Source organism: Flavobacterium sp. MMS24-S5 (assembly GCF_050320125.1).
Lineage (GTDB): Bacteria > Bacteroidota > Bacteroidia > Flavobacteriales > Flavobacteriaceae > Flavobacterium > Flavobacterium tyrosinilyticum.
Genome location: NZ_CP190016.1, coordinates 4,268,986 through 4,290,672 on the forward strand (window position 1 = coordinate 4,268,986; position 21,687 = coordinate 4,290,672).

The 21,687-nt window shown below is 33.3% G+C and carries 20 protein-coding genes and 1 pseudogene; 4 read left to right on the forward strand and 17 right to left on the reverse strand.

Annotated features, from left to right (window positions below; translation table 11 throughout):
- Positions 1-19: 19 nt before the first annotated feature.
- The 4 genes from ACPWTF_RS19635 (at position 20) to guaB (ending at position 4,580) form a co-directional block, all read left to right on the forward strand.
- Entirely contained in the window at positions 20-886 is an 867-nt protein-coding gene (locus tag ACPWTF_RS19635) for a hydroxymethylglutaryl-CoA lyase (RefSeq protein WP_427872611.1), read from the forward strand.
- A gap of 153 nt (positions 887-1,039) precedes the next feature.
- The gene (locus tag ACPWTF_RS19640; RefSeq protein WP_427872612.1) at positions 1,040-1,375 is read left to right on the forward strand and encodes a hypothetical protein; all 336 of its coding nucleotides are present in this window, start codon (positions 1,040-1,042) and stop codon (positions 1,373-1,375) included.
- A gap of 202 nt (positions 1,376-1,577) precedes the next feature.
- The gene (locus ACPWTF_RS19645; protein ID WP_427872613.1) at positions 1,578-2,909 is read left to right on the forward strand and encodes a DUF5723 family protein; all 1,332 of its coding nucleotides are present in this window, start codon (positions 1,578-1,580) and stop codon (positions 2,907-2,909) included.
- A 198-nt stretch (positions 2,910-3,107) separates the two neighbouring features.
- A complete protein-coding gene (gene guaB, locus ACPWTF_RS19650; protein ID WP_427872614.1) occupies positions 3,108-4,580 on the forward strand; it encodes an IMP dehydrogenase in 1,473 nt (490 codons plus the stop codon).
- Between the two features lie 55 nt (positions 4,581-4,635).
- On the opposite strand, the gene ACPWTF_RS19655 is transcribed toward guaB, so the two are convergent.
- The 17 genes and pseudogenes from ACPWTF_RS19655 to ACPWTF_RS19735 all read right to left on the reverse strand — a co-directional run bounded on the left by ACPWTF_RS19655 (position 4,636) and on the right by ACPWTF_RS19735 (position 21,591).
- The gene (locus ACPWTF_RS19655; protein ID WP_427872615.1) at positions 4,636-5,469 is read right to left on the reverse strand and encodes a hypothetical protein; all 834 of its coding nucleotides are present in this window, start codon (positions 5,467-5,469) and stop codon (positions 4,636-4,638) included.
- 58 nt (positions 5,470-5,527) lie between these two features.
- A complete protein-coding gene (locus tag ACPWTF_RS19660; RefSeq protein ID WP_427872616.1) occupies positions 5,528-5,833 on the reverse strand; it encodes an RNA polymerase alpha subunit C-terminal domain-containing protein in 306 nt (101 codons plus the stop codon).
- Between the two features lie 22 nt (positions 5,834-5,855).
- Complete coding sequence (locus ACPWTF_RS19665; RefSeq protein WP_427872617.1) at positions 5,856-6,998, reverse strand: FAD-dependent oxidoreductase; 1,143 nt, start codon at positions 6,996-6,998, stop codon at positions 5,856-5,858.
- Between the two features lie 86 nt (positions 6,999-7,084).
- On the reverse strand, positions 7,085-7,675 hold the full coding sequence (locus ACPWTF_RS19670) for a TetR/AcrR family transcriptional regulator (RefSeq protein WP_427872618.1): 591 nt from the start codon (positions 7,673-7,675) through the stop codon (positions 7,085-7,087).
- Positions 7,676-7,981: 306 nt separating this feature from the next.
- Positions 7,982-8,866 carry a L,D-transpeptidase gene (locus ACPWTF_RS19675; RefSeq protein ID WP_427872619.1) on the reverse strand — a complete coding sequence of 295 codons (885 nt, stop codon included), beginning with the start codon at positions 8,864-8,866 and terminating at the stop codon, positions 7,982-7,984.
- An 80-nt stretch (positions 8,867-8,946) separates the two neighbouring features.
- The gene (locus ACPWTF_RS19680; protein ID WP_427872620.1) at positions 8,947-9,756 is read right to left on the reverse strand and encodes a hypothetical protein; all 810 of its coding nucleotides are present in this window, start codon (positions 9,754-9,756) and stop codon (positions 8,947-8,949) included.
- Between the two features lie 123 nt (positions 9,757-9,879).
- Positions 9,880-10,686 carry a DUF4261 domain-containing protein gene (locus ACPWTF_RS19685; RefSeq protein WP_427872621.1) on the reverse strand — a complete coding sequence of 269 codons (807 nt, stop codon included), beginning with the start codon at positions 10,684-10,686 and terminating at the stop codon, positions 9,880-9,882.
- A 20-nt stretch (positions 10,687-10,706) separates the two neighbouring features.
- The gene (locus ACPWTF_RS19690; protein WP_427872622.1) at positions 10,707-12,200 is read right to left on the reverse strand and encodes a S41 family peptidase; all 1,494 of its coding nucleotides are present in this window, start codon (positions 12,198-12,200) and stop codon (positions 10,707-10,709) included.
- 38 nt (positions 12,201-12,238) lie between these two features.
- Complete coding sequence (locus tag ACPWTF_RS19695) at positions 12,239-12,823, reverse strand: NUDIX domain-containing protein (RefSeq protein ID WP_427872623.1); 585 nt, start codon at positions 12,821-12,823, stop codon at positions 12,239-12,241.
- Between the two features lie 55 nt (positions 12,824-12,878).
- A pseudogene (locus ACPWTF_RS19700) lies at positions 12,879-14,152 on the reverse strand (adenylosuccinate synthase).
- A 99-nt stretch (positions 14,153-14,251) separates the two neighbouring features.
- A complete protein-coding gene (locus ACPWTF_RS19705; protein ID WP_008462215.1) occupies positions 14,252-14,716 on the reverse strand; it encodes a Fur family transcriptional regulator in 465 nt (154 codons plus the stop codon).
- A gap of 183 nt (positions 14,717-14,899) precedes the next feature.
- Entirely contained in the window at positions 14,900-15,442 is a 543-nt protein-coding gene (locus tag ACPWTF_RS19710; protein WP_250835239.1) for a hypothetical protein, read from the reverse strand.
- A gap of 21 nt (positions 15,443-15,463) precedes the next feature.
- On the reverse strand, positions 15,464-17,683 hold the full coding sequence (locus tag ACPWTF_RS19715; protein WP_248725963.1) for a RelA/SpoT family protein: 2,220 nt from the start codon (positions 17,681-17,683) through the stop codon (positions 15,464-15,466).
- 328 nt (positions 17,684-18,011) lie between these two features.
- A complete protein-coding gene (locus tag ACPWTF_RS19720) occupies positions 18,012-18,800 on the reverse strand; it encodes a TrmH family RNA methyltransferase (protein ID WP_427872624.1) in 789 nt (262 codons plus the stop codon).
- A gap of 256 nt (positions 18,801-19,056) precedes the next feature.
- Positions 19,057-19,209 (reverse strand): hypothetical protein, encoded by a 153-nt coding sequence (locus tag ACPWTF_RS19725; RefSeq protein WP_427872625.1) that lies wholly within the window; start codon positions 19,207-19,209, stop codon positions 19,057-19,059.
- Positions 19,210-19,243: 34 nt separating this feature from the next.
- Complete coding sequence (locus ACPWTF_RS19730) at positions 19,244-20,143, reverse strand: phosphoglyceromutase (protein ID WP_427872626.1); 900 nt, start codon at positions 20,141-20,143, stop codon at positions 19,244-19,246.
- Positions 20,144-20,259: 116 nt separating this feature from the next.
- Entirely contained in the window at positions 20,260-21,591 is a 1,332-nt protein-coding gene (locus tag ACPWTF_RS19735; RefSeq protein WP_427872627.1) for a DUF58 domain-containing protein, read from the reverse strand.
- Between the last annotated feature and the right edge of the window lie 96 nt (positions 21,592-21,687).

A 21,687-nucleotide genomic window follows, 5' to 3' on the forward strand; every position in this document is an offset into this window, starting at 1 on the left:
CTTTACAAAAGAATACGCTTTGAGTAAAGAAATCAAAATTATCGAATGCCCTAGAGATGCCATGCAAGGCATTAAGGCTTTTATTCCGACAAAAAATAAAGTTACTTACATACAAGCTTTGTTAAGAGTTGGCTTTGATACAATCGATTTTGGAAGTTTTGTTTCTCCAAAAGCTATTCCACAAATGCAAGATACTGCTGAGGTTCTAGAGCAGTTAGATTTGTCTCAAACAACAAGTAAATTGCTTTCTATTATTGCCAATACACAAGGCGCTATAACAGCTGCAAATTATGAGCAGATTCAATATCTAGGTTTTCCATTTTCTATTTCTGAGAACTTTCAGATGCGTAATACGCATAAAACTATTGCAGAATCTTTGGTTACCTTAGAAGAAATTCTGGAAGTTGCTGATAAGAAAAATAAAGAAGTTGTGACCTATCTTTCCATGGGTTTCGGAAATCCTTATGGAGATCCGTGGAATGTTGAAATTGTTGCAGAATCAACCGAAAAATTGGCAGCAATGGGTGTGAAAATTTTATCACTTTCTGATACTGTTGGAACTTCTACGCCAGAAGTAATTACATATTTGTTTTCAGATTTAATTCCGAAATATCCTGAAATTGAGTTTGGAGCCCATCTTCATACCACGCCAGAAAGCTGGTTCGAAAAAATAGACGCTGCGGCAAAAGCAGGCTGTATTCGTTTTGACGGAGCTATTCAAGGTTTCGGAGGCTGCCCAATGGCAACCGATAAACTAACAGGAAATATGCCAACAGAAAAACTGGTTTCTTATTTTACTGCCAATAAAAAAATAACCGGACTTAATTCTCTTAGTTTTGAAAGCGCATACAATGAAGCTTCAAAATTGTTTGGAAAGTTTCATTAAAAAATAGTTATATTTTCTTACCTTAGATAATGATTGTTTGCATAATGCGTTACATTTATTATAGCTATAACTATTGTCATGAGGTCAAGCCCATTAAATAAAATTTCGAGCCTATTATTTTGTACCTTTTTATTATTTTCCTGTTCAAGCGATTTGAATTTTGATCAGGTAAACGATTTTAAGATAGAGCCTGTTTTTGTAGCCAATCTTGCGTATTTTAATATTCCGGCCAATAGACTTATAGACGATGGAGGAACTAATGTTTATCCAGATGTTAGAGACTTTGATGTTTTTAAAGAGAAATTCTTTACCGAACGTCTTAAAAAAGCGGAGTTTGATTTTGAAGTCGAAAATAACATCAATCGTGCTTTCGTTCTAAATATGCTTTTGCTGAATGATCAAAATGAGGTTTTGCAAACTATATCTTTTACCGTTCCATCTTATAAAGGAACACCAAATGTTATAAAAATATCCTACAGAAGTTTTTGAAAATGCTCGATTGGATCTTTTAAAACAAACTCAAAAAATTGGTTTTGTGGTAGTAATTGCCTCGGGACACTCCTTTAAATGGCCAGAGTGAAGGAAGCTTAAAATTAAGATCAAGTGCAACGGCTTATTTAGTAATCGAATGAGAAAGGCGCTAATATTTTGCTTGTTTTTTCATCTTTTCTGTTTTGCCCAAAACAGAGAATTGCTGTATAACTTTACTTCAATTCCGCAGTCTTCGCTTGTAAATCCAGGAGCTGATGTCTCGTATAAATACTATTTTGGATTTCCCGTTTTGTCTGGAATTTCAGCTAATGTCGGATCTAGCAGTTTCTCAGCCTATGATCTGTTTTCAGACGATGGAGTCGATTTTAATCAAAAGGTTAGAGATGTTGTAAATAAATCTTCTAGCAGAGATAAAGTAGTAACCAATCAGCAATTGGAAATATTTTCTGGCGGATTTAGAATTGGAGGCAGAGAAAGCCGTTCTTATATTTCCTTTGGATTGTATCAAGAATTCGACTTCTTTATGTTTGTTCCCAAAGATCTTGCTTTACTAGCTTTAAACGGAAATCGAGATTATATCGGAAAATCATTTAATCTAGGCGATTTAAGCATGAAAGCCGAAGTGCTTTCTGTTTTTCATGTTGGTTTTCATAAAAAACTCAATGACAAATTTGTTTACGGAGGTCGCGCTAAAATCTATTCTAGCGGTGCAAATGCAACTTCTACAAAAAACTCAGGTTACATTTATACAGGCGAGGAGCCAGGAACACCAAATTTATACAGTCAGGTTATTTCTTCCAATTTAGAATTGAGAACATCAGGTCTTGCCCGTTTTACAAAAGATGAATACGAGGGAAATGTAGTTCGTGATATTGCCAATAATACCTTTTTTAATGGAAGTCTAGGTTTTGGAATAGATGCCGGAATTACCTATTATATAAAAGACAATTTACAATTTACCGCAAGTGTTATAGATTTGGGTTTTGTGAGACAGACCAAAGATATCGAAACACTTGCCTATAAAGGAATTTACCGTTACAATGGTGCAAATCCGGATTTTATGGGGACAGATGATCCTGAAAATGTTTTTGACGAATTTGACAAAGCAATACCAAGAGATACACTTTATAATAAGTATACCACTTGGCGCCCTACAAAACTTTATTCTTCTATAGAATATTCATTTGGAGAAGCGCGTCCAGATGACGAATGCAATTGTCATGGAAAAGTCAATAAATATTATAAAAATGCGACAGGAATACAAGTTTTTGCAATGTCTGCCCCTCGAACACCTTTGTTTGCGATAACCGCTTTTTATAGAAGAAATATTTTTAAAAAATTAGATTTTAAAGCAACGTACACTTTAGATACTTTTTCAAATAAAAATGTCGGATTAGGACTTGCTGGAACAATTGGTCCGGTAAATATTTATGCTCTGGTCAATAATGTTTTAGAATATAAAGATATTTCTAAAGCCAGCAGTGCCGCCTTTCAACTCGGAATCAATTTTGTTTTTCAAGACAAAGAATAGAAATTTTCAATTTTTTAAATTCCAACATACAAACTATGGAGTATTAGAATTTAGGTTAAGTTTTGGAATTTGGAATTTAATTATTGAAGTTTTAAAACCGTAAGGTTTTTCGTGTAAAGTCAATTTTATGAATAAGTTAGTATTCAAGTTTCCAATTTATTCACTATATTTGCACGCAATTCAACTAGAAATTGCACCATGATAGCACACAACTCCAAGATTATCGGCGAAGGTTTAACTTACGACGATGTATTATTAGTACCTAACTACTCGAATGTGCTTCCTCGCGAAGTGAGCATTAAATCAAAATTTTCAAGAAACATTACATTAAACGTTCCAATTGTATCTGCTGCTATGGATACAGTAACTGAAAGCGCAATGGCAATTGCTATGGCACAAGAAGGCGGAATAGGTGTTTTACATAAAAATATGACTATCGAACAACAAGCAGGAAAAGTTCGAAAAGTAAAACGTGCAGAAGCAGGTATGATTATCGATCCGGTAACATTACCAACCAACTCTACAATTGCTGATGCAAAAAATGCCATGAAAGAATTCGGAATCGGTGGTATACCAATCGTTGACGAAAACAGAATCTTAAAAGGGATTGTTACAAACCGTGATTTACGTTTTGAGAAAAACGGTGCGAGACCAATTGCTGAGGTTATGACAAGCCAAAACTTAGTAACTGTAGCGGAAGGAACTTCACTTGAGCAAGCAGAAGTAGTTTTACAAGGCCATAAAATCGAAAAATTACCAGTTGTAAATGCTCAAAATGAATTAGTTGGTTTAATTACTTTTAGAGATATTACAAAATTGACTCAAAAACCAATTGCTAATAAAGACAGCTTTGGTCGTTTAAGAGTTGCTGCTGCAATTGGAGTTACTGGAGATGCTGTTTTAAGAGCAGAAGCTTTGGTTGCTGCTGGTGTAGATGCAATTATTATCGATACAGCTCACGGACATACAGAAGGTGTGGTGAATGTACTGAAAGAAGTAAAATCAAAATTCCCTCAAATAGATGTAATTGTTGGAAACATTGCAACGCCAGAAGCTGCTAAATATTTAGTAGAAAATGGTGCTGATGGAGTAAAAGTTGGAATCGGAACTGGTTCTATCTGTACAACTCGTATCGTTGCAGGTGTTGGTTTTCCTCAATTCTCGGCAGTTTTAGAAGTTGCTGCAGCAATTAAAGGAACTGGAGTTCCAGTTATTGCTGATGGTGGAATTCGTTATACAGGAGATATTCCTAAAGCAATCGCTGCGGGTGCTGACTGTGTAATGCTGGGTTCATTATTAGCTGGTACAAAAGAATCTCCAGGAGAAACTATCATTTTTGAAGGAAGAAAATTCAAATCTTACCGCGGAATGGGTTCTGTTGAAGCAATGCAAACAGGATCTAAAGATCGTTATTTCCAAGATGTTGAAGACGACGTTAAAAAATTAGTTCCAGAAGGAATCGTAGGACGTGTTCCTTACAAAGGAGAATTAAACGAAAGCATGCTTCAGTTTATTGGAGGTCTTCGTGCAGGTATGGGATACTGTGGTTCTAAAGATATTCCAACTTTACAAGAATCTGGACGTTTTGTTAGGATCACTTCTAGCGGAATCACTGAAAGCCATCCACATAACGTAACTATTACAAAAGAAGCTCCAAATTATTCTAGATAATTTCTGAGGTTTCATATAAAACAAAAGGCGTAAGATTTTTTTCTTACGCCTTTTTTTATTTGCCTTTTGATATGGTTGATGTTTGTTTGAAATCACTTTTAGATTTTAAATCTAAGGCAAAATCAGTGTGTTTTAAGCCGAGAGTAAAATCCATTTCCAAATTGTTCTCACTTATAAAATGATTGGGTATATCATAAATCAAATTACCTTTTCCAATTCCAGATCCGTTGGTTTCAAATCTGTTGTCAGACATTTTCATTGTGTAAGTCTGCGTAATATCAAAGAAAGCATTTTTAGAATTTATGCTTTTTAAATTGTACACCGTAGTAATTTGCATTTCAATATTTATCCCTGCGATAGGCAGTATTAATGGGCTTTCTTGAGTAAAAGATTCGCCTATTTTTAGTTTTTTATGCGGAAGAGCCAATTGTGAAAAAGTATTTTTAACCATTTGAAAAACAGTATTTTTAAAATCCTCTTCCATGTCTTTTGAAACAATAGAATCTATTTCTGGCATGGTAGACAATGAAGCTTTTCCATAAATGAGGGTACCGTTTGGAATTATAGTTTTTCCATCTAAATCTACCGATTTCAGGTACTCGATTGTTATTGGGAAATTGCCGCTTTTATCACTTTTACCAGTTTTAGAAACCGTTTCTAAATTAAAGACAGTCTTTATTTTAGAAGGGTTTTGTACTTTATTATTCTTTAAGGTTTCTAAGAACGTTTCGCTGCCAGAATACAAAACTTCATAATCGGATGAATTAATCGTGGTTTGAAGATAATTGGTTTCTGGAGCATACCCAGCTTTAAAATCTAAAATTTGGTTAGATTGGGCATGGTTTAAAAATGTAACAAAAGAAAGAAGAAATAAAAATAGTCTTTTCATAAGTAGTTCAAAGCACTTTTTTTCGCTTAGAAAACGAAAGTAAGAAATAAAAACTACTTTATAGGTTAGAATTCTTTTCTTTAAAAGCAAGACCATTCTTTCTTAACTCTTCCAAAAGTTTTGGTAAACTGCTTGGACCAATTCCGTGCAAAGACATAATTTCTGCTTGAGTATATTGTGATAAATCTTCTACAGTTTTAATGCTTTTACTTTCTAAAGCTCTTCTTGCAGGTGCAGATAAAATAGATAAAATCCCAGATTTGGGCTTTTTTTCAGCTTCGCAAATAGGACAAGTAGGGCAGTCACTAGTTTTAAAATAGTGATGCCCTTTTTTGCAAGTTCTATTATTTTTTGAAAGGTTCATTATAACTATAAAGCTATGAAATTTATTCGTAACGGCTGTTTAGAATATCTTCAGCCACAATATCTGAATGCAGTAAATCTTCCATTTTCTTTGTCATGCGTTGTGCTTCTAATGCATAACCGAACATTTTTTTCTCATAATCAGCGATTGCTTCATCAATTGTTTTAAATTTTCCGTTGGTTAAATTTTGGGTTAAATGGAAAGCATCAAACAAGCCCATATTTACACCTTCGCCTGCAAATGGAGGCATCAAATGTGCTGCGTCGCCAACAAGTGTAAGGTTTGAATGTTCTTTCCAAGATTCTTCTAAAGAAAACAATCTTAAAGGCAAACCAGAAAACTCTGTAGAAGCGGCAAAGAATTTTTTGTAATCATCTCCCCAATTTTCAAAAGTTTCATTCAAAAAAGAAATCACAGATTGATCATCTTCAAAATTAATCCCGTGGTTCGAAACCCAATCTTCATCGGCTTTAAAAGAAACTCCAAAATGAACAGAACCGTCGCGCATGGTATGGGTGTAAAACATTTTGTGTTCTCCCATTGCCATCACATTTCCGTTTCCGTATTTTGGTTTAAATTCGGGATAATCTTGATCAGGATTCACAATTTCTCCTTGAATAATATAAGTTCCAGAAAGCTGAGGTTCTTGATCGCTCACAAATTTTCTAGCATTCGATCTTCCGCCATTTGCAACGATTACAAAATCGGCAGTTGCTGTTGTGCCATTTTTGAATTCTAAAACATATTGGTCTTCAAGTTTTTCAATATTAATTAGTTGGCTATCCCAAACTACTGTATTTTCGGTTAGATTCTCCAGCATAATTTTTCGAAGATCGTTTCGATCAATTTCTGGGCGTGAAAAAGCATTAGTTTCATCAGGCATTTCGTCAGAAGTAATATTTCCGTTCATATCAGCCATTTTCTCTCCAGTTGGTCGTGCGTATTTTTTAAATTCCTCCATTAAACCCGCTTTCTGAATCGCAAATTGACCAGAATCAGAATGAATGTCCAAAGTTCCTCCAGATGTTCGCGCTAGTGCATTAAGGTCTCTTTCATAAACCGTAACATCTGCACCATTAATTTGTAAAATTCTTGCAGTGGTTAGTCCAACAGGCCCACCACCAATAATGGCAATTTTTTTATTTTCTATAATTGAAGTTTCCATTTTATTGAAATTATATTGTATTTAAATCTGTTATTGATATTGAAATTGCTATTGTTATTGAAATTGCTATTGCTGTTGAATTTTAATCAGAGAGTTAATGCTTTTAGAACAAGGTTAAAAGCTTCATTTTTAATCTTGTCATTAAGAACGAAAGATTTTCCAGACATTGATTTTCCATCTCTATGAAATTCTAAAAGAGAATAAAGTGAACCGTAAGCAATACTCCAAAATACTTCATAAGGAACAGAAATGAGCTCTTTTCGCTCAATTGCCAAAACCATAAATTCAGTCATCATTTGCTTGTACTTTCCTGTTACTTCTTGTAGGATTGCATCGCCGTGAGTAGAATGTCTTAAAAGTTCAAAACAGGTAGTTTGTAGTGGAAAATTGAGATTGAAGTAAATACGATTTTCCCATTGATTTCGTAATCCTTCTCTAAAAGACATATTTGTAGCGAAACCATCAAACATCTTTTCAAAGAAATTTTGACCGATTTCAATTCCAATTTTGCGAATCAGATCTTCTTTATCCGAATAATAGATGTAAAGTGTTGCTACAGACACACCGCATTCTTTAGCCAGACGATTCATTCCAAAACCTTCTACACCTTGTGCAACGATCATTTCTATTGCTTTTTGCTTTACAATTTCTTCTTTATTTGTATCTCTAGTTCTCATAATTCTAACTAATTATAATGCAAAGATATAAATAATAAATGAACGATCGCTTATTTATGATTATTTTTTGAGATGCTAAGGTTCTAAGGTGCTGAGGTTCTGAGTTTTTTTATTTAGGTTCAAAGGTGCAAAGAGGCAGAGACTAAAGACTTGAAAGTGTGAATTGCCTCCAGCTAAAGTTGGAGGTTTAAGAAAGGACAAAGAGAAGATCTTTAGCCAAATTTTAGGTTTAAAAGCAAACAAAAAAAGCTGAAATGATAGTATATCATTTCAGCTGATTCTTTTATTTATAGTATATTTTATATTTTATAAAGTTTTTGAGGGATCGGCTTCTCTTAGGTTTTGATTTTCTAAGATTTCTTTTAAATAGGGTTTTACAGTATTTTCAATATCGCCTTGAGAGATATTTAAAACTTCTGGATCTGAAGCCAATTGAAGCCACGGTTTTGGTCCATCAAAATCATAACTTCCAAAAACGATTACAGGCGTACCTTTTACTTTTACATTTTCTTTGTCTTTCAGAATCCATTCGTCAGCAAATTTGTAAAGGTATTTAGCATCTTTCTCTAATAATCTCAAACAAGAATGAGAAGCAGGATAACCAGGCAAATCATATTCGTGAAAGCCAACTCCTAATTTGTTTTCGATATTAAAATTCCATTTTAAATCCCATTCGTCATTAAAAGTACTGGTTGTTTTTTCTGCTTTCCAATTCGTGAAAAATAATCCTGTTGGAGTAGGATCTTTTTTTCTTCCCATATTTGTTGGCCCTGTTCTAACTAATTCACCATTTTCATAAGCCGCAAAAGTTTGGGTTGGATAAGAAAAAAGAATAATTTTTGATACCTCCTCTAAAGCCGAAACATGAATTGGGAACGGAAGATAATAAACCAAATCCCCGCTAAAATCGGCTGGAATAACAACAGAATCCAGTTTTTTGAAATTAGCTTTATCAGTTCGGTTTAAAGCATAAACAATATCCATTTTTGAACTATCAGCTTCATTGAGCTTCAACCATTCTTTTGTTTTTTCAACTTGGTAAGAAACGGTTTCTGGTTTTTTATATTCAATTACTTTCTTTTTCTCTTTTTTGTTTTCAGTCAATGTTATCGTATCGGTTTTTTTGCAAGAACCTAATAAGACTAACATTAATAAAAGTAGGGCGTTTGCTGTGTAATATAACTTTTTCATAGGTCGTATTTTTATGAATATAAAGTTATGATTATGATAGCTGAAAAGGGTTACATAATTTTTGGAATAGGTTTCGGGATTTACATTTTATTATTTTGATTCAGCCTAAAGAGTTGTTTTATTATAGTTTGAATATCGAATATATTGCTAATAGTTCTGAGTCCTATTTGTTTTTCTAGATGATCGCTAATTGGAAGTTTTTCAATAGAAGAGCCTACTAGTTGAATTTGGTTAGCAAGATCAGGGAGGTATTTCATTCCTGAAATTGAAAAATAGGCGATCCTTTCTATGTTTCCAGTAGATAGTCTTCCTTTGGCGGGTAAATTGATGATTTCATTTAATTTCGGAATCTGGTCAAAAATACGGTCATAGAATTCAACTATAGGGCTTTCGTTAACTCCCGAAATTTCATGAATATATGCGACATAAAAACGATTTTCAAACTGTATAGATATAATGTCTTTTGCTCTATAAAAAGTAATACTTTCAGAAACCGTTGGCTTTCGTTTTAAAGGGATTGGCGGTGATAAAATAAATTGCTTAATCTCTTCTGATTTTTTTAAAAAATCATCACTCAATGCTGCACTTTTATTAAGTTTATCAATAGCTTTTATTGCCTTATTAGTAATGTCAATATCGGTAAAGCCATATTTATGTAATAGTATTGCTAATGCAAGAACTGTTGTTTGCTTATAATTATCTGAAATGCTATTTTCAGCATTTAAAATACAATTCCAACGATTTAAAAGTTTTGGTAAAACGTATAAAAGTTGGTTGTCTTTGTTATTGTCATAACACATTGCTCCGAAAGTTAGTCTTGCTAAATCTTCATCTAAGGATTTTACTAAATATTTGGCAGCAAGTTTGTCAAGAATTTGTTGATGTGTCATATTTCATTACTTAAAAAGACAAATATATGTTATTTTTAAGTTTTTTCTTTCATTTTTTAAGCTATTAAAGATTTTTCTTCCATCCAATTTTTGTTTTTGGATTTTTTTTGTATTATTAAGAAACTATATCTCTAATCTTAAAGTTTGCCCTTCCACAAAAAATCCTTTCGAAGCTGTAATTTTTATTTTCTGGTCTTCCGTATATCCTAAAGTTTCTCCGTTTCGTAATGTAACATCGCTATTAATAACGTATGAAATAATGCTGGTAAAGAAATTAAAGAGTTCTGGCAGATCCAAAGGAGATTGTAAGATTTCCATTTCTTGTTTTCCAAATTCAGGTAATCCATAAGTATACATGTAGTTTCCTTGCTCAGAGGTTTTGATGCCAATATAAATCCATACTTGAACAGGAGATTTTCCTTGCTGTAAATCAGGAATGTTTTCTAAATATTGATCTCTTGGTATCAAAAGGGTTTGTTTTCCTTGATAAACGCCTATTGAATTTGAAGTAGCAAGAATAGAGCATAATAATTTGCTTAAAAGGGTATATCGTTCTACTTGACTTCCCTGAGAAGACATAACAGAAACGATTGCATGTCCCGTGTAGTTTTTTAAATCTTCTCCTGCAGTATGCCAATTGTATGCATATTGAATGGTTGTGGAAAGTTCTTCGCCAGGAATTTGTGCCGGCACGTAAGCTATAGCTACTAATTCATTATCCAATTTAAAAACAGCCGAAGTATCATTTCCTGAAAAATTGACAATAGATAATCCCCAGAAATTTTTCAGGTTATCAATTACGCGGTCTATACTGTAACTTTCGTTGTTATTAAACAAAGGCATTGCAAGTAATACCCCTTTTTCGTCTTTTTGAGGAGTTTCGTCTTTCTGCGGAGTTTCTTTTTTCTTGAATAGGTCAAATAATCCCATGATTTAGGTTTTAGGTTAAGTTATTTTTGTTCGATTTGTTTCAAAGTATATTCCAATTGAGTATCTCTATTTTTCATAAAATCATCAAAAGTCTGTAAAATTTCATGATCCGGAATTATTCCTCTTCCAAAAATTTGATTTGCTTTTTTAGGAACATCTTGTTCTAGATTTACAATAGAAAACTGCGTTTTGATTTTTGTATTCGGTAATTCGTATTCGATAGGAGTGTGGCCATTATGTCCGTAATAACCGCCCATGGTTTCTTCGCCAATTGTTATGGCATTTGTGTTACCTGCAACAAGCGAAGCAAATAGCGATCCGGCAGAAGCGATTCTCGAACTAATTAGCATATAAATTTGCCCTTTAAAACTGTTTTGATCAGGCTGCAATAATGGATTGAATTTTTCGTCTTGAAAATATTTTCCGTTTTCGAGTTTCGGAAATTCTTCTTTTAATTCCTCTTCAAAATCCTTGCGTTCTTCTTGCTGTTTTTTAGCATTTGTTTCTTCGTAAACAAAATAATTTGGGAAAGGTATTTTTTGAAAATTTACATAAGCTGAAGCATTTTCGCGATAAGCCTTTTGTGCCAAATAAGAAAAAGTCACAATATCATTTGGATCGGTGCCGCCGCCATTGTTTCTAACATCGACAATTAAGTTCTGAATTTCAGAATGTGTAGAAAGATATTGAAAACAGCTGTCCAAATATTTTTTATAGGCTATATGCTGTTTGTCTTTTGCATTTCGACCAATTACAAAAGTATGAACAGAAAGTAAGGCTGTTTTTCTTGAAATTATTTTAAATGAATATTTGTCTTTTGCCCGGTTATATTGAAGACTATCAATTGGTAAAGAAAATCGGTTTTTGAAGTTTTCTTTTCGAATTTCATTCGAAACAGGATAAATGGTTTTGGTCAGTTTTTGCGTATGATTTGGAAGTGAATATTCAACTAAAAAGCTTTTTTGAGCACCATATTCCATTTGGAAATATTTAGCGAAAGAACTTCCAATTCCGATTGATTTTCCTGTAATGTTGTAACCGTCTGTTGTGTAATACTTAAAGAGAGAGGTAAGTAGTTTTTTGGTCTCAATGCCATTAATGCTGTAAATTTGAGAGCCTAGCGGAATTTCAGCATTTTCAAAATTAAGAAGTAACTGATTTTGGATTAATTTTACGGGATAGGGAAAGAAAACATTTCCTGATGAATATTTTTTCTCAAAATCATCAGGAAGTGTTGTGTCATTGTGCAGACTTCCTTCAAAATCGGTAATCTGCAAAAGTATTTTGTAGAATTCGATAAGTTCTTTTGGCTCTTTGATCTTCGAAAAAGCCCAAGAATAAATACTGTCAATCTGCTGTTTTGTTCTGTATTTATAAAGTCCTGAATTAGCTTTTTCTCTTATTTCCTTAAACAAGGTTAAATCTTGTTTGAGTTTTTCAGCTGGCCATTTTTTGTTTTGCGAGAGAACAAATAATGGCAAAAGGAAAATAAATACTATTCTAAGTTTGGGCATTTTAGATGGTTTGATTGATCTAAAATACTCAAAAAAAATTAAATTAATCCTTTTATTTTAGCGTGTTGCAATAGCATAATCGTTTTAGCATCTGAAATTTCCCCAGATTCGATCATGGCATAAGCTTCATCAAAAGTAAATTCTAAAACTTCTATGTTTTCCTGTTCAGCATCCAATCCGCCACCAGAACTTACCTTCATATTTTCGTCATATTCTCCCACAAACAAATATAAAATCTCTGTTACAGATCCTGGAGACATATAGGTTTCGATTACTTTTTGAACTTTTATTAAACGATATCCTGTTTCTTCTTCCGTTTCGCGAATAATAGCTTGTTCGGCATTGTCTTTGTCTAAAAGTCCTGCGCAAACCTCAATCATCATTCCCGTTTTATTTCCGTTAAGGTAAGTTGGTAAACGAAATTGTCTCGTTAGTACAACTGTTTTCTTGGCAGTATTGTATAATAATATCCCAGCACCATTTCCGCGATCATAAACTTCACGAATATGTGATTCTGTTTTTTCGTTTTCCTTTTTGTAGTTAAAAGTAACTTTGTTTAATATGTACCAATTATCTGAAAGTAATTTGGTATCTGTTATTTCGATTTCTGGATTCTTTCTCATTTGGAAAATTATTTCATAAAAAAAAACGCCCTGATTATCAGAGCGTTTAAATGTATTATTTTGTTATTGTTTGCTTTCTGTCTGGACCGAACCGATACAATTTTGATTGGCACTTCGATTTCTTTTTCAATAAACTCAATATATTCTTTTAGCTCAATAGGTAATTGATCGTAAGTTGTCAATCCAGTTAAATCTTGTTTCCATCCTTTAAACTCTTTGTAAATCGGAGTAACGTTTTCTGGTTCAATGTTGTAAGGAAAGTGAGAAATGTTTTGTCCTTTGTAGTTGTATTCTGTACAAACTTTTAAAGTTTCGAAACCAGAAAGTACATCACCTTTCATCATCATTAACTGAGTAACTCCGTTAACTTGAACGGCATATTTTAAAGCAACAAGATCTAACCATCCGCAACGTCTTTGTCTTCCTGTTACAGAACCAAATTCATTACCCACTTTTGCCATTGTAGCACCAACTTCGTCAAAAAGTTCAGTTGGGAAAGGTTCGCTACCTACACGTGTAACATAAGCTTTGAAAATTCCGTATACTTCTTTGATTTTGTTAGGAGCAATTCCTAAACCAGTACAAGCTCCAGCAGCAGTAGTGTTTGATGAAGTTACGAAAGGATAAGTTCCGAAATCAACATCTAATAAAAATCCTTGAGCACCTTCGCAAAGAATAGATTTTCCAGCTTTTTGAGCTTGGTGCATGTATTCTTCACTATCAATGAAATCTAATTTTTTTAATTCTTCAATAGCTTCAAAGAATTCTTTTTCTAATTCAGCTAAATTATATTGAATAGCAACATCATAAAAAGCAATCATTGCTTCATGTTTGTCAGCTAAAGCTCTGTAACGCTCTTTGAAATCTTCTAGTTCGATATCTCCAACACGTAAACCATTTCTACCAGTCTTGTCCATGTAAGTTGGTCCAATTCCTTTAAGAGTAGAACCAATTTTTGCTTTTCCTTTAGAAGCTTCAGAAGCAGCGTCAAGCAAACGGTGAGTTGGTAATATTAAGTGTGCTTTTCTAGAAATGATTAATTTCTTCTTGATGTCAAGGTTGAATTTTTCTAAACCTTCAATTTCTTTTTGAAAAACTACTGGATCAATTACAACACCATTTCCGATGATATTTACCGAGTTTTTATGAAAAATTCCAGAAGGAATTGTTCTTAGTACGTGTTTAATTCCGTCAAATTCTAGAGTATGTCCTGCATTTGGTTAGTCCTTGGAAACGTGCAATAATATCGTAATTTGAGGTAAGTACGTCAACAATTTTTCCTTTACCTTCATCTCCCCATTGTAATCCTAGTAATAAATCTACGGTCATTCTGTTTTAATTTGCGTTGAGACAATCTAAGTTGCCCTACTGATTATGTAGTTAATTTTCTTTTTTTTATTTTTTTTCGAAAAGTCTAATTTGAAAAGACTATGAGTTTGAGTTTTGCTTTTTGTTTCCGTAGAAATAAAGCGAGTGATTTGTAATTTCAATATCAAAAATTTCTTCGATAGTCTTTTTGATGGTTTGAATTCTTGGATCACAAAATTCTATTACCTCACCAGAATCTGTCATAATGATATGATCATGCTGTTTATCAAAATATGATTTTTCGTAGTAAGCCTGATTTTGTCCAAATTGATGTTTTCTAACCAAAGCGCAGTCCAACAATAACTCGATCGTGTTGTATAAAGTAGCTCTACTTACACGATAGTTTTTGTTTTTCATTTTAATATAAAGGTTCTCTATATCAAAATGCTCCTCGCTATCGTAAATTTCCTGAAGTATAGCATAACGCTCAGGAGTTTTGCGATGCCCTTTTTGTTCAAGATATAGTGTAAAAACATTTTTTACAATTTCTTGATTCTTAGTGTTGTCAGTTGAAATAAGTGTCATATCCGGCAAAGATAATTTTTTATTTTTAATGAATAAAAGTTTCGGGTTTAAAGTTTAACGTTTAAACATGTTTTTGATTAGTTATAATGCACTAAATACAGGCTTTTACGTTAAAAATATTTTCAAAGGTTAATTTAGCTTAATTAACATAATTTTTTTAATTTATGAAAAAACTAACAATGGTTAACTTGATTTCGACATATACATATACCAATTCCATTCCCAAGTTTTTCCTTTATCATCAGACATTGCTTGGCTCCAGACAGGATTCTTTTCGTCTCGAGCATCCCATCGGAATACTTGAATCACTGGTTTTTCATCAAAAACATCTTTAGAAAAAAAATGCCCAACTTTATTTTCAAAAGAACCAACTACAGGTTTGTCTAATGTTCCCGTAGTAGAATCTGACCAGTATATGCTCCACAATTTTGTTATCGGATTAAATAATCTTACTGTCATGCCTTCAAAAGGCTCTCCATCAAAAGTGGCTAGAAAATTATCAATGTTTCCAATTCCATTTAAAATCTTGTACATTTCCTGTGTTGAAGGAAATTCAATCCACTCATCGCAATTCGTCAATCTGGATTTTAATTTTCTGTTGCGAATAACAGATTTTCCTTGAAAAAAATCAAAATCGTCTTTTGATGAAGATTCAGATGCCGTAATTAAAAGCTCTCCATTTTCATCAAATTCTATTTTAGGAATTTCTAAGGATTTATTTTCCATGATTAATGTTTATGAATTAGTTTAAGTTCTATACTCTCTAGTAACCTTATCAACTCCGTCAATTTTCTTGATGGCGCTAATCATTTTTTTCAAAATAGTATTGTTTTTAACAATTACGGCAACTTGTCCGTGGAAAATTCCAGCATCGGTACTAAGCGAAATACTTTGAATATTTACGCTCATATTGTTTGAAATTACTTTTGTCAATTGGTTGGTAAGTCCTAAAACATCCATTCCTGTAATATTGATAATGGCTTTGAATTCCTCTTGCGAAGAATCAATCCATTTGGCACTCATAATTCTGTAAGCGTAATTCGACTGCATTCCAATCGCGTTCGGACAGTCTTTTTTATGCACTTTTATTCCCTCGTTAATCGTAACAAAACCAAAAACATCATCACCAGGAATTGGATTACAGCATTGCGAAAGTTTATAGTCTAATTTATCATGTTCGGTTCCAAAAACCAGCATGTCATAGTTACTGCTAATGACTGGTTTGTGAATATCTTCATCTGCGGTATCTTTCGTTCGTTTAATTTTATTTTTAAAGAAATTGATAAACGAATTGCTTTTCTGCGCCGCATAATCTTTTAACTGCTGATTTTCGATTGCACCAATTCCAACTCTATAAAATAAATCTAAACTTGTTTTTAGTTTAAAGAAGTTAACTAACTCGTTTGTTACCTGTTCGTTGAATGTAACTTTTAGGTGTTTTAATTTTCTAACAAGTAATTCTTTTCCTTCTTCTGCAATCTTTTTAGTGTTTTCGTTAAGAACGTTTTTAATTTTATTTTTGGCTCTAGAAGTTGTTACATATTCTAGCCAGTTTACCGTTGGTTTTTGGTTTGGCGAAGTAATCACTTCAACTTGGTCACCGCTTTTTAATTCGTAGTTTAGCGGAACTAATCGCCCATTTACGCGGGTTCCACGAGTTTTAATTCCAATTTCAGAGTGAATGCTGAAAGCAAAATCAAGAGAAGTCGCGCCTTTTGGCAACGATTTGATTTCTCCTTTTGGAGTAAAGACGAAGATTTCTTTAGAATACAGATTCATTTTAAAATCTTCCACAAAATCAACCGCATTGGTTTCTGGATTTTCCAACGCTTCGCGAAGAAGATTCAGCCAAGTATCCAGACCGCTTTCTTCTGTTGCGCCGTTTTTGTATTTGTAATGTGCTGCGTAACCTTTTTCAGCGATTTCGTCCATACGTTCGCTTCGAACCTGAACTTCGACCCAACGCCCTTTTGGTCCCATTACAGTAATGTGAAGCGCTTCATAGCCAGTTGATTTTGGTGATGAAATCCAGTCGCGTAAACGGCTAGGGCTTGGGCGATAATGATCTGTTACGATAGAATATATTTTCCAGGCAATGAATTTCTCTTCATGCGGATCTGCTTTGTATACAATTCTAAGAGCGAACTTATCATAAACTTCGTCAAAAGTTACGTTTTGCGCACGCATTTTTCGACGAATAGAATAAATAGATTTTGGTCTTCCTTTGATGATATAGTCTACACCTTCGCTATCTAAAGATTTCTTTAAAACATCTGAAATATCTTTGATATAAGCATCTTGTTCTTCTTTTGTTTCACGAATTTTGCTTACAATGTCATTGTAAACTGCCGGTTCTGTGTATTTTAATCCTAAATCTTCGAGTTTGGTTTTAATGTTGTAAAGCCCCAAACGGTGGGCTAGAGGAGCATAAATATATAGAGTTTCAGAAGCAATTTTGGTTTGTTTGTATTCCGCCATCGAATCCATGGTTTGCATATTATGCAAACGATCGGCCAATTTGATCAAAATTACACGAACATCATCGTTTAAGGTCAGAATCATTTTTCTGAAATTCTCAGCCTGCATGGAAGCATTCAAATCTTTTTGGACTAATGAAATCTTTGTTAAACCTTCAACTAGCTGTGCTACTTTCGGATTAAATAGGCGTTCTATTTCATCAACAGTTACAGGAGTGTCTTCAACAACATCGTGTAATAAAGCCGCGGCGATAGAGGTCGCTCCCAGACCAATTTCTGAGGCAACAATTTTTGCAACTGCAATAGGATGAAAGATATACGCTTCGCCCGATTTACGTCTCTGTTCTTTGTGGGCATCAACGGCAACATCAAAAGCTTTTCGAATTAATTTTTTGTCTGTTGGGCTTAAAGTTTGGTAACTTATTCGGAGTAATTCTTTGTATTCCTGCGCAATAGCTTTGTTTTCTTTTTCAATATCTATTTCTGTCATAACGGCATAGTTCAAGTACTAAAAATAAGAATTAGTTTGAACATACGCAAGGCCATATAATTGTAGATTTTAGAGTGAAGATTTTAGGTAAAATTCCAATTTTTAAATCCCAAATTCCAAAAAGGAGCAAAGCGACTTTTAGAAAATCTAAAATCTAAAATCTAAAATCTAAAATCTAAAATCTAAAATCTAAAATCTAAAATCTAAAATCTAAAATCTAAAATCTAAAATCTAAAATCTAAAATCTAAAATCTAAAATCTAAAATCTAAAATCTAAAATCTAAAATCTAAAATCTAAAATCTAAAATCTAAAATCTAAAATCTAAAATCAAAACCCTCTTTGTCTTTTAGCTTCGAAAATTAAAATTGCAGCTGCGACAGAAACATTCATGCTGTCGATTTCTCCTTGCATTGGGATAATAATGTTTTGAGTTGCTTCGTCACGCCATTGCTGAGTTAAACCTATTGCTTCTGTACCAACGACTAAAGCGGTTGGAGTAGTAAAATTTTGAGTATGATATGAAGTCGAATTTTGTAAAGTTGCGCTGTAGAAATTGATTTTATTTTCTTTCAAAAAAGCAATAATTTCTTCTGAAGTTCCTGTTGCGATTTGGTTGGTAAAAAGACATCCAACACTCGAACGTACAATATTCGGATTGTACAAATCACTTTTCGGATTGGCGATTAAAACAGCGTCTAAATTGGCTGCATCTGCAGTTCGTAAAACGGCACCAATATTTCCTGGTTTTTCTAAAGATTCTACCACCAAAATCAATGGATTATCTGATAACTTCAAATCTGATAATTTTAATGATTTGGTTTTCGCTATCGCTAAAATTCCTTCCGTTGTATCACGATAGGCCAATTTTTGATAAACCTCTTTATTGATTTCTATAATTTGAAAAGTATTTTGAATTAGTTTGTTGATTTCTGATTCAGAAACTAATTCGGGTAAAAACAAAACCGTTTCGATTTCGTAACCGCCTTTTATGGCTAAAGAAATTTCGCGTTGCCCTTCAATCAAAAATGTTCCGGTTTGTTTTCTGGCTTTGGATTTTTCTTGAAGTAAAACCAAAGATTTGATAAACGGATTTTGAATTGAAGTGATTTGTTTCATTTTTTTAAGGCTCAAAGTTGCAGAGGGGCAAAGGTACAGAGTTTTTTCTTCCTGCAAGGTTTTTAAAACCTTGTAGGTATAGCAATAAAGTTTCTTTTGCCACGAATTGCAATAATTTTTCGCCACAGATTAAAGAGATTCTCACAGATTAAATCATTTTTAATCCCTTAATCTGTGGCAAAACAAAATAGAAATTCGTAAAAATTAATGCAATTACTTTGCCTATTCACTATCGCTCGGGTCGTTGCTGGAAAAATTATTTATCGAAAACTTCTTTAATCTCAGTTTCTACAGGATGATCCGTTTTGAAATTATATCCCATAATTTTTGCCAAAGTTTGAGCAAACTGTTTTTGATATAATTGCGAGTTTGTTTTGATTTCGCCTTTTGGAGCAATTTCTGGTCCCATTGCGGCAAACCAAATTTCTGAGGCACCTGGAATGTCAGAACCGTGATCGGCTCGATTGTGCTTTTACTTTGTCACCGCGTCCGTGATCGACTGTTATGAAAAGAGTTGTTTTGTTTTTGTATTGCGGATCATTTTGCACAAAATTCCAGATTTCCTGAATCCATTTATCGACTTGATTGGCGGCATCCAAATACGAACGATATTGTGCATGATGTGCCCATTCATCGGTTTCTCCATACGCAATGTAAAGTACTTTTGGTTTTTTAGTTTTCAATTCATCTAAAGCTTGATAATGCGTAAAGACATCTAGGCATTCATCCATGTGAAATGGTTTATATGAATTGTCACGCATTTCATTTAACAAATGCTGAGCTGCTGTTGGTTTGTTTCCGCCCACTTTGTCAAAGGCTGAAATTACAGGAAATCCGCTTCTTTCTTCATTTAAAATTCGGTCAAAAGCATCCCATGCACCAAAAGCGGCAACTTTTCCTTTCAATTTAGACTGCTGATTTAAAAATTCCAAAACATTCACATTCGGATTGGCTTTATAGCTGTTTGAATTGACTTTTAAATCTACATTTCCAGTCATAATTTCGCTATAACCAGGATAACTAAACCAGTAAGGATTGGCTACATCAACTTTATTTCCTAAATCTCTATTTCCATAAATCTGACCTTTCGAAGCAATTTCAGACCAGAAAAAAGGCATTAGCTTTTTACGAGCTTCTTTGACATCAGCATCACTATATTTTTTATAAATGTAAGCGCTGTCTCCTTGATTGAATTTTTTATCGTTGGCAATTGCAGGATCAATGCCTTTAAAAACTTCCTGCCACCTAAAACCATCTGTAGTGATAATAATGATGTTTTCTGTTTTTTGGGCTTGAGATTGAATGCTTAATAAAACGAATAGAACTAGGATTGCTTTTTTCATTTTTTATCTGTTTTATGTTGTTATATTCAGATTATTTTCTTTCAAAACTAATTTAATAAAAGAGATAATAGTAAATTCAATCTTTAAAATAACCATAAGTTAACAGATAAACATGGCTACAAAATCCCTCTCGACTTAATCTCCAAATATTTATTGATCGCGTCAAGCGTAAGATTTTCTGGTTGTGTTAAAACAGAATGTATTCCGTATTTCTTCAATTCATTTACGATCAGTCGTTTTTCGAACATGAATTTCTCAGCGATAACTTTGTCGTAGACTTCCTGAATGGTTACTGTTTTTTTATTGATGATGGAATTCAATTCTGTATTTTGAAAGAAAACCACAACCAATAAATGGCTTTTTGCAATTCCTTTTAAATAAGGCAATTGACGATTTAGACCATCCATTGTTTCAAAATTGGTATATAGAATGATCAAACTTCTTTGATTGATGTTTTTTTTAATGTCAACATACAATCGGCTGTAATCACTTTCAAAGAAATCGGTTTTTACATTGTATAAAGTTTCAAGAATTTTCTGCATTTGTGAGCCTCTTCTTTCGGCAAAAACTCGATTTTCTACTTTTTTAGAAAAAGAAAAAAGACCTGCTTTGTCTTGTTTTTTCAGAATGACATTAGACAAAACCAAAGCCGAATTAATAGCATAATCCAATAAACTTAATCCGTCAAAAGGCATTTGCATGACGCGGCCTTTATCGATTGCCATATAAACCGATTGCGATTTTTCATCTTGAAACTGATTGACCATCAGCGAATTTCTTTTGGCTGTAGCTTTCCAGTTCAGGGTTCTTAAATCGTCGCCTTGAACATATTCTTTAATCTGCTCAAACTCCATTGTGTGGCCAATTCGGCGTATTTTTTTGATTCCGTATTGAAATAAATTGTTTGAAAAAGCAATCAAATCATATTTTCTTAATTGAATATAAGAAGGATAGGTCGGAACCATTTGATTGTTATCAAAAGAAAATCTTCTAGAAATAAGTCTTAAAGGCGAAGAAACGTAAATGTTTAAAGAACCGAAATGGTATTCTCCGCGTTCTGTTGGACGAAGATCGTAACCAATTTCTTTTTGCGTGGCAGCTTTTACTGTTTTTTTTATTTTGAAGTCGCGAATCTGAAATTGAAACGGAATTTCATCAATAATCTTCACCGTAATAGGAAAAGTATAATGATTTTTAAGATTGATTGTAATGGAATTTAAATCTCCGTTTGATAATTTTTCGGGCGTAATTCTTTCTGCTTCAAGTCCTGTTCGGGATAAATATAAAAGTAAAATGTCAAGTCCTAAAAAAGTAACCAAACCTAAAACCAACAACCAAACTGCATTATACATATTTGGAAAAATAAAGGCACAGATAAACAATCCTATAATGCCTATTAGCACATAGAAAAAGAAATTATTTAGATATAGACTTTTTATGAATTTCATTTTTTTGTTTCAAGTTTCAGGTTTCAAGTTTCGCTTTGTCAGGCTGAGCGAAGTCGAAGCCTTATGCGCCCTTTGACTTTGCTCAGGGAGACGAAT

Coding starts and splice junctions, on each gene's coding strand:
- ACPWTF_RS19695 (WP_427872623.1), bottom strand. CDS start 12,823: ATGAGAAAGAATCCAGAAATCGAAATAACAGATACCAAATTACTTTCA.
- ACPWTF_RS19690 (WP_427872622.1), bottom strand. CDS start 12,200: ATGCCCAAACTTAGAATAGTATTTATTTTCCTTTTGCCATTATTTGTT.
- ACPWTF_RS19715 (WP_248725963.1), bottom strand. CDS start 17,683: ATGACAGAAATAGATATTGAAAAAGAAAACAAAGCTATTGCGCAGGAA.
- ACPWTF_RS19720 (WP_427872624.1), bottom strand. CDS start 18,800: ATGAAACAAATCACTTCAATTCAAAATCCGTTTATCAAATCTTTGGTT.
- ACPWTF_RS19660 (WP_427872616.1), bottom strand. CDS start 5,833: ATGAACCTTTCAAAAAATAATAGAACTTGCAAAAAAGGGCATCACTAT.
- ACPWTF_RS19655 (WP_427872615.1), bottom strand. CDS start 5,469: ATGAAAAGACTATTTTTATTTCTTCTTTCTTTTGTTACATTTTTAAAC.
- ACPWTF_RS19675 (WP_427872619.1), bottom strand. CDS start 8,866: ATGAAAAAGTTATATTACACAGCAAACGCCCTACTTTTATTAATGTTA.
- ACPWTF_RS19705 (WP_008462215.1), bottom strand. CDS start 14,716: ATGACACTTATTTCAACTGACAACACTAAGAATCAAGAAATTGTAAAA.
- ACPWTF_RS19725 (WP_427872625.1), bottom strand. CDS start 19,209: ATGGGACCAGAAATTGCTCCAAAAGGCGAAATCAAAACAAACTCGCAA.
- ACPWTF_RS19730 (WP_427872626.1), bottom strand. CDS start 20,143: ATGAAAAAAGCAATCCTAGTTCTATTCGTTTTATTAAGCATTCAATCT.
- ACPWTF_RS19670 (WP_427872618.1), bottom strand. CDS start 7,675: ATGAGAACTAGAGATACAAATAAAGAAGAAATTGTAAAGCAAAAAGCA.
- ACPWTF_RS19710 (WP_250835239.1), bottom strand. CDS start 15,442: ATGGAAAATAAATCCTTAGAAATTCCTAAAATAGAATTTGATGAAAAT.
- ACPWTF_RS19685 (WP_427872621.1), bottom strand. CDS start 10,686: ATGGGATTATTTGACCTATTCAAGAAAAAAGAAACTCCGCAGAAAGAC.
- ACPWTF_RS19735 (WP_427872627.1), bottom strand. CDS start 21,591: ATGAAATTCATAAAAAGTCTATATCTAAATAATTTCTTTTTCTATGTG.
- ACPWTF_RS19665 (WP_427872617.1), bottom strand. CDS start 6,998: ATGGAAACTTCAATTATAGAAAATAAAAAAATTGCCATTATTGGTGGT.
- guaB (WP_427872614.1), top strand. CDS start 3,108: ATGATAGCACACAACTCCAAGATTATCGGCGAAGGTTTAACTTACGAC.
- ACPWTF_RS19680 (WP_427872620.1), bottom strand. CDS start 9,756: ATGACACATCAACAAATTCTTGACAAACTTGCTGCCAAATATTTAGTA.